The sequence below is a fragment of the Paenibacillus sp. P13VS genome, from assembly GCF_015143645.1.
GTDB lineage: Bacteria > Bacillota > Bacilli > Paenibacillales > Paenibacillaceae > Paenibacillus > Paenibacillus xylanilyticus_A.
The window spans coordinates 24513-31916 of the sequence record NZ_WYEV01000023.1 but is presented as its reverse complement, the minus strand read 5'-3'; the positions used below and the strand labels follow the sequence as shown (position 1 = coordinate 31916).

General features: G+C 51.8%; 4 protein-coding genes and 14 tRNA genes. All 18 read left to right on the top strand.

Annotated features, from left to right (window positions below; all coding sequences use genetic code 11):
• The first annotated feature begins 43 nt into the window (after positions 1 to 43).
• The 18 genes from GUA98_RS28940 to GUA98_RS28855 all read left to right on the top strand — a co-directional run bounded on the left by GUA98_RS28940 (position 44) and on the right by GUA98_RS28855 (position 7331).
• Positions 44 to 119: transfer RNA gene (locus GUA98_RS28940), tRNA-Asn, on the top strand.
• 4 nt (positions 120 to 123) lie between these two features.
• Positions 124 to 195 (top strand) — tRNA-Glu (locus GUA98_RS28935).
• Between the two features lie 122 nt (positions 196 to 317).
• Positions 318 to 393: transfer RNA gene (locus GUA98_RS28930), tRNA-Val, on the top strand.
• Positions 394 to 398: 5 nt separating this feature from the next.
• A tRNA-Thr gene (locus GUA98_RS28925) sits at positions 399 to 474 on the top strand.
• Positions 475 to 483: 9 nt separating this feature from the next.
• Positions 484 to 561, top strand: a tRNA-Asp gene (locus tag GUA98_RS28920).
• Between the two features lie 133 nt (positions 562 to 694).
• Positions 695 to 767, top strand: a tRNA-Phe gene (locus GUA98_RS28915).
• Between the two features lie 12 nt (positions 768 to 779).
• Positions 780 to 865 (top strand) — tRNA-Tyr (locus GUA98_RS28910).
• Positions 866 to 873: 8 nt separating this feature from the next.
• Positions 874 to 946: transfer RNA gene (locus tag GUA98_RS28905), tRNA-Lys, on the top strand.
• A gap of 11 nt (positions 947 to 957) precedes the next feature.
• Positions 958 to 1038: transfer RNA gene (locus GUA98_RS28900), tRNA-Leu, on the top strand.
• Positions 1039 to 1048: 10 nt separating this feature from the next.
• Positions 1049 to 1123, top strand: a tRNA-Gly gene (locus GUA98_RS28895).
• A gap of 9 nt (positions 1124 to 1132) precedes the next feature.
• Positions 1133 to 1209 (top strand) — tRNA-Arg (locus GUA98_RS28890).
• 15 nt (positions 1210 to 1224) lie between these two features.
• A tRNA-Leu gene (locus GUA98_RS28885) sits at positions 1225 to 1303 on the top strand.
• A gap of 8 nt (positions 1304 to 1311) precedes the next feature.
• A tRNA-Pro gene (locus tag GUA98_RS28880) sits at positions 1312 to 1385 on the top strand.
• Positions 1386 to 1396: 11 nt separating this feature from the next.
• Positions 1397 to 1467, top strand: a tRNA-Gly gene (locus GUA98_RS28875).
• A 317-nt stretch (positions 1468 to 1784) separates the two neighbouring features.
• On the top strand, positions 1785 to 3650 hold the full coding sequence (gene iolD, locus GUA98_RS28870) for a 3D-(3,5/4)-trihydroxycyclohexane-1,2-dione acylhydrolase (decyclizing) (protein WP_193725177.1): 1866 nt from the start codon (positions 1785 to 1787) through the stop codon (positions 3648 to 3650).
• 60 nt (positions 3651 to 3710) lie between these two features.
• Positions 3711 to 4607: a myo-inosose-2 dehydratase gene (gene iolE / locus GUA98_RS28865; RefSeq protein ID WP_193725176.1), complete on the top strand. Its 897-nt coding sequence runs from the start codon at positions 3711 to 3713 to the stop codon at positions 4605 to 4607.
• A gap of 189 nt (positions 4608 to 4796) precedes the next feature.
• Positions 4797 to 5807 (top strand): 5-dehydro-2-deoxygluconokinase, encoded by a 1011-nt coding sequence (gene iolC, locus GUA98_RS28860; RefSeq protein ID WP_095362327.1) that lies wholly within the window; start codon positions 4797 to 4799, stop codon positions 5805 to 5807.
• Positions 5808 to 5855: 48 nt separating this feature from the next.
• Positions 5856 to 7331 carry a CoA-acylating methylmalonate-semialdehyde dehydrogenase gene (locus GUA98_RS28855; RefSeq protein ID WP_321573921.1) on the top strand — a complete coding sequence of 492 codons (1476 nt, stop codon included), beginning with the start codon at positions 5856 to 5858 and terminating at the stop codon, positions 7329 to 7331.
• Positions 7332 to 7404 lie beyond the last annotated feature (73 nt).

Below are 7404 nucleotides of genomic sequence, written 5' to 3'. Positions count from 1 at the left end.
GCAAGCAGGAGGTCAGCGGTTCGATCCCGCTTGGCTCCACCATTCCCTGATAGCTCAGTTGGTAGAGCACTCGACTGTTAATCGAGTTGTCACAGGTTCGAGTCCTGTTCGGGGAGCCAGTAAGGCCCGTTGGTCAAGGGGTTAAGACACCTCCCTTTCACGGAGGTAACAGGGGTTCGAATCCCCTACGGGTCATAGCTTTACTTTTTAAAGCATCAAGGGGATGAGAATCCCAAAGGTTCGTCGGAGGATCATCTTCGTTAGCAGCGGCTACGCAGTCTCGAGCGAAGTAAGAGTATCCCCTACGGGTCATATATGGAGGCTTAGCTCAGCTGGGAGAGCATCTGCCTTACAAGCAGAGGGTCGGGGGTTCGATCCCCTCAGCCTCCACCATATACGCCGGTGTAGCTCAACTGGTAGAGCAACTGACTTGTAATCAGTAGGTTGGGGGTTCAAGTCCTCTCGCCGGCACCATTAATGCCTGGAACCGTGGTGTAGTTGGCCTAACATGCCTGCCTGTCACGCAGGAGATCGCGGGTTCGAATCCCGTCGGTTCCGCCATCTTTATTTTGCTTCAGGGATGAGAATCCGTTTTTGGGTTCGTCGGAGCATACACTTCGAGAGCATCAGCTTCGCAGTCTCGAACGAAGTGAGAGTATCCCGTCGGTTCCGCCATTAATCTAAAATTGAATTAGGCTCGGTAGCTCAGTCGGTAGAGCAGAGGACTGAAAATCCTCGTGTCGGCGGTTCGATTCCGTCCCGAGCCACCTTTTAATCCTGGAGGATTAGCGAAGTGGCCAAACGCATCAGACTGTAAATCTGCTCCCGTACGGGTTCGGTGGTTCGAATCCATCATCCTCCACCAGTTTTTATGAGTCATTAGCTCAGTTGGTAGAGCACCTGACTTTTAATCAGGGTGTCGAAGGTTCGAGCCCTTCATGACTCACTTTTATATATGCGCGTGTGGCGGAATTGGCAGACGCACTAGACTTAGGATCTAGCGTCTTTGACGTGGGGGTTCAAGTCCCTCCACGCGCATCCCTTATACGCGGACGTGGCTCAGCGGTAGAGCATCGCCTTGCCAAGGCGAGGGTCGCGGGTTCGATTCCCGTCGTCCGCTCCAATATTATATGCGCCCTTAGCTCAGCTGGATAGAGCGTTTGACTACGAATCAAAAGGCCGGGAGTTCGAATCTCTCAGGGCGCGCCATTTATAACTTCATATGCCGGCGTGGCGGAATGGCAGACGCGCTCGACTCAAAATCGAGTGGGAAACCGTGGAGGTTCGAGTCCTCTCGCCGGTATAACATAACGGGATGTAGCTCAGCTTGGTAGAGCACCTGGTTTGGGACCAGGGGGTCGCATGTTCAAATCGTGTCATCCCGATATTATTTTACGCGGGTGTAGTTCAATGGTAGAACTTTAGCCTTCCAAGCTAATAGCGTGGGTTCGATTCCCATCACCCGCTTACCGATATAGAGAAAAAAGAGATGATCATGATCATCTCTTTTTTTTGTACTTTTAGAGTTTTCACAAGACGACACGCTCACTGGAATCACATCCTATTGAACTTGAACAAATACAATTCATCCTGTTGTGGTATGTTGATTTGCAGCGTATCGAGCAGATTAGCCCTCTTTATTTTTAAAACGCTTACAAAAATATCTTGCCTATTTAGCCATGATGTAATACTATACCAATTAAGCGCTTAACCTTTATGGGTAAGGCGCTTAAACTTAACGTAGATTAAGCGCTTTACCCACAAAGGGAAAGGAGACGAAATCCATGACAACGATCCGGCTGACCATGGCCCAGGCACTTCTCCGCTATCTGGACCAGCAGTATATTTCCGTAGATGGTGTGGAGACCAAATTCGTGAAGGGTGTTATCGGTATTTTCGGACACGGTAATGTTACAGGAATAGGAGAGGCACTGGAACGCAGCCTAGGAAGTCTGACGTACATGCAAGGCAAGAATGAACAGGGTATGGTACACACTGCAGCAGCTTATGCCAAGCAGAAGAATCGCAGGCAAATATACGCGTGTACCACATCGATCGGTCCAGGTGCGTTGAACATGATTACCGCTGCTGCAACAGCGACCGTGAACCGGATCCCTGTACTTCTGCTTCCCGGAGATAACTTTGCCACACGTGAACCGGACCCTGTTCTGCAACAGCTCGAAGTGAGCAGTGATTATACCGTCTCGGCTACAGACCCATTTAAAGCGGTCAGCAAGTATTGGGATCGCATTGTACGTCCTGAACAGCTAATGATTGCTGTAACACAGGCGATGCGTGTTCTCACGGATCCAGCAGAGACAGGAGCGGTCACGCTGGCACTGCCGCAGGATGTGCAGGCAGAGGCGTACGATTACCCGGAAGCGTTCTTCGCCCGCAAGGTGCATTACCTGGACCGCCGGCCTCCGGTCCAGGCAGCCATTGAACGGGCCGCAGAACAGCTAGCCCGTGGCAGGAAGCCGCTGCTGGTTGCTGGCGGCGGTGTGCTGTATTCCGAGGCGTCTTTTCAGCTGGCTGCCTTCGCCGAGGCATTTGGCATTCCGGTTGCCGAGACCCAGGCTGGCAAGAGTGCACTGTCCTGGGACCATCCACTCAACGTGGGGGCCATCGGGGTTACAGGCTCTCTGGCGGCAAACCGACTTGCGAGAGAAGCAGATGTTGTAATCGGCGTCGGCACCCGGTTCTCAGATTTCACGACGGCGTCCAGATCCGCTTTTCAGCATCCAGAAGTAACATTTATCAACCTAAACTTGAACGGTATGGATGCAGCCAAGCTTGGCGGGGAGGCCATCCTGGCAGATGCAAGGGAAGGTCTGCAAACCCTGCAAAAGGCAATGCAGGAACGGGGATACCGTAGCGGCTACAGCCCATCCGAGGTTGCTGATCTGCGGAGTGAATGGAACCGAGAAGTAGATCGGCTATATGAACTAAAGCACGAAGCTGGCTTGGCACAGACCACCGCCGTTGGGATTATTAATCGGACCATTGATCCATCTTCGATCATCGTCTGTGCAGCGGGTAGCCTGCCCGGAGATTTGCATCGCTTGTGGCGAGCGGCAGCACCGAAGACGTATCACATGGAATACGGCTTCTCCTGTATGGGCTATGAGGTGAGCGGTGCGTTTGGAGCAGCGCTTGCCGAGCCGAACCGGGAAGTATACGCCATGGTTGGTGATGGCAGTTACCTGATGCTGCATTCCGAGCTGGTAACCAGCCTGCAGGAACAAAAGAAGTTTACCATTTTGCTATTCAATAACAATGGATTCCAATGTATTCATAATTTGCAGCGTGAGCACGGCAGTGACGGATTCGGCAACGAGTTTCGTTATAGAGAATCCGAAAGTGGACGACTGACAGGGGATTACCTGCCAATGGATTTCGCAGCACATGCCCGCAGTCTGGGAGCACAAGCATATCGAGCAGAAACAGCAGAACAGCTGGAGAAGGCGCTCAGGGATGCAAGGAATGAGAGTGTGACTACACTTATCGAGATTCCGGTTGTACCAGGGACAAATGCAGGAGGATATGAATCCTGGTGGAATGTTGGCGTGCCGGAAGTATCAACGGAAGAAAAGGTGGTAAGTGCTCATCACGCAATGCAAGCCAGCCGTGCCAAAGCAAAGCTTATATAATTCAGCACCGTTTATCTGAACAGACAAGATGCTGAACTCTAATAAAGGAGACGTGGAGCCATGAACAAGCTGCCATTTCAGCTCGGGATTCATCCGATCAACTGGGTCGGCGAAGATGTGAAGGAGCATGGAGACAACACGACATGTGAGCAGATTTTGGATGATATTCAGCGACTCGGACTGACGGGTACGGAGATGGGGCGCAAATATCCAACGGATCCAGCCGCACTGCGTGAGGAATTAGATAAGCGCAATATCCGTCTCGTTTCCCAGTGGAAGTCGGTATTGCTCTCCGACCCGGCATACCGGAAATCAGAGCTGGAAAGCTATCGCAGACACACGGAGTTTCTGCAATCGATGGGTAGTACAGTCATTAGTACAGCAGAGGTTGGGGGTTCCCTGCACTTTGATCCACGGCGCACTCCGCATGAGAAGGAAGTGCTAAGACTCAGTGAAATCGAGTGGCACATCCTTGCTGAAGGGTTGAATGAGGCTGGTGCCATTGCACGAGAACATGGACTGAAACTGACATACCATCACCATGGCGGCACTGTAGTGGAACGGCCGGAGGAGATCGACCGGTTGATGGAGTTGACCGATCCTACTCTCGTTTACTTGCTTTATGACACGGGTCATGCCTACTACGGGGGAGCCGATCCACTTGCTCTGCTGCGTAAGCATTATGACCGGATTGCCTATATCCACTTGAAAGATATCCGTCCGGATGTACTGGATGAGGCACGGGCAGCACAATCTGATTTTGTCGGCTGTATTCGCAAAGGGGTATTTACTGTACCCGGGGATGGATGCATTGATTTTGCACCGATTCTGCAGGAATTGGTTGATCGGGGATACGATGGGTGGGCGATGCTTGAAGGCGAGCAGGATCCTGACATTCATAACCCATATGAGTATGCGCAACGTTCTCTCTTGTACATGAATTCATTAATTAGGTAGCTCATCTAATTCGGCATGAGTTTAATATGATTTCCATAGGGTTAGGTAACGAAGGTGTTTTTCATATGTGCATATCAAAATACCAATGTAGACAGAAGGTGTAGTCGGAGAGAAGAGCATATTTTATCTGGATCGGTCAGCACCTTCAATCTAGAACACTATTCCATTTACAGAAAGGGGTTCTGAGCCATGGCTTACGTTTCCTTTCCTGCTTCCAGGAAGACGGATTTTACCGCAATCGGCAGACTGTGCATTGACTTGAACGCCAATGAGATTAACCGTCCGATGGAAGAGACGATGACGTTTACGAAGTATGTAGGTGGATCTCCGGCCAATATTACGATTGGCATGTCCAGGCTTGGCATGGAGACAGCCTTTATCGGGAAAATCGCCAATGACCAAATGGGAAGGTTCATCCATAGTTATCTGGAACGCAACGGAATTGATACGTCCAATGTGGTTACCGATGACACAGGAGCAGTGACAGGGCTTGCTTTTACCGAGATCAAAAGTCCAACCGACTGCAGCATACTGATGTACCGCGACCATGTAGCTGATCTGCTGTTACAAGCCCGTGAAGTGCAGGAGCAGCTGATCGAGGATTCCAAAGTGCTCTTAATTTCCGGGACGGCTCTCGCCCAGAGCCCATCTCGTGAAGCGGTATTTCAGGCACTAACGTATGCAAAAAAACATGGAACCGTCATTGTATTTGATCTCGATTATCGTCCCTACACCTGGACATCGGCGGAAGAAACAGCAGTGTATTACAACCTTGCAGCCGAAAAATGCGATATCATCCTGGGTACCCGTGAGGAATTCGACATGATGGAGACATTTGACCATAATACTCAGCGCAGCGATCAGGTGACCTCGCAAAAGTGGTTTGACTACTCAGCAAAAATTGTTGTTATCAAGCATGGCAAGGAGGGATCCATCGCCTATACCCGGGAGGGGCTATCCCATCGTGCAGACAGCTACCCAGCGCGTGTAGTGAAGACATTTGGAGCTGGCGACTCCTATGCAGCAGGGTTCTTGTACGGATTAATGCAGAATTGGACGATTGAACGCAGTATGGCGTATGGCAGCGCAGCAGCAAGTATCGTCATCTCTAGTCACAGCTGCTCGGATGCGATGCCAACGGTGGAACAGGTGAATGACTATATTGATCGCTGTAATCGGGGCGAGATTATAGTGTCCTGAATCACTAAGGGATGGCTGCAACACATATAAGCGAAGGGAGACAGGGCTATGGGAAAAGGGATTTCGGAAGCGTCCACAACCGTGACGATGGTACAAAACTGGATCGGGGGTGCCTGGGTAACCCCGGCGGCAACCCGAACCGAGCCGGTCATGAATCCGGCTACGGAGGAAGTCATTGCACACGTACCGCTGTCAGAACAGGCTGACGTGGATCTCGCCGTCCAAACGGCAAGAGAGGCATTCCCATCCTGGAGCAGCACACCGGTTCCTCGCCGTGCGCGTGTTTTGTTCCGCTACCAGCAGTTGCTGGTGGAACACTGGGAAGAGCTCGCCCGGTTGGTTACATTGGAGAACGGCAAAAGCTATGCTGAAGCCTACGGGGAAGTACAGCGGGGCATAGAATGCGTCGAATTCGCGGCAGGTGCCCCGAATCTGATGATGGGTAAACAGCTGCCTGATATCGCCACAGGGCTGGAATCAGGCATGTATCGGTACCCGATCGGCGTTATAGGGGGGATCACCCCTTTCAACTTCCCAATGATGGTACCGTGCTGGATGTTCCCGCTGGCGATTGCGTGCGGGAATACCTTTGTGCTGAAGCCCTCCGAACGAACACCGCTGCTCGCAGGGCGCCTGGCTGAGCTGTTCAAGGAAGCCGGGCTTCCGGACGGTGTACTTAACATCGTTCACGGTGCACATGACGTTGTGAACGGACTGCTTGAGCATCAGGATGTTCAAGCCATCTCTTTTGTCGGCTCACAGCCTGTGGCTGAATACGTCTACACTACTGCATCCGCACACGGAAAACGGGTGCAGGCCCTCGCCGGTGCCAAAAACCACTCAATTGTTATGCCGGATGCCGACCTTGATCTGACGGTGAAGGAGATCACCAGTGCAGCTTTTGGCTCAGCCGGAGAACGCTGCATGGCCTGTTCGGTTGTCGTGGCCGTTGGGGATATAGCAGATGCGTTGGTCCAAAAGCTGGTGGAAGCAGCAGACAACATCACAATTGGCAATGGCTTAGATGAGGGTGTGTTCCTCGGCCCGGTCATTCGAGGTCCGCATAAAGAACGTACACTCACCTACATTGAATCCGGAGAACAGGAAGGCGCAGCCTTGATCCGCGATGGCCGCAAGGATGAGGCGGCAAGCACATCCGGATATTTTGTAGGACCCACCATATTCGACGAGGTTCAGAGCAGCATGAAAATCTGGAAGGATGAGATCTTCGCCCCTGTGCTCTCCATAGCTAGAGTAAATACGCTCGAGGAAGCAATCCAGCTGGCGAATCGTTCCGACTTTGCCAATGGAGCATGCCTGTTCACTCGTAGCGGGGCGAGTATGCGACAATTCCGTGAAACGATTGATGCAGGCATGCTTGGCATTAACCTGGGCGTACCTGCGCCAATGGCCTTTTTCCCTTTTTCCGGCTGGAAGAAATCCTTCTACGGTGACCTGCACGCCAACGGTACGGATGGTGTTGAATTTTATACGCGTAAAAAGATGGTGACAGCCCGCTGGTAACAACCTACCTCAAGGATAAGCCAGACCAAGAGGGAAACCTCATCGTATAGCGAGCGAACAGGGACAGGGAGGA

Bases quoted from the DNA above. Each gene is read 5' to 3' on its own strand.
- iolE (WP_193725176.1), top strand. From the start codon at position 3,711: ATGAACAAGCTGCCATTTCAGCTCGGGATTCATCCGATCAACTGGGTC.
- GUA98_RS28855 (WP_321573921.1), top strand. From the start codon at position 5,856: ATGGGAAAAGGGATTTCGGAAGCGTCCACAACCGTGACGATGGTACAA.
- iolD (WP_193725177.1), top strand. From the start codon at position 1,785: ATGACAACGATCCGGCTGACCATGGCCCAGGCACTTCTCCGCTATCTG.
- iolC (WP_095362327.1), top strand. From the start codon at position 4,797: ATGGCTTACGTTTCCTTTCCTGCTTCCAGGAAGACGGATTTTACCGCA.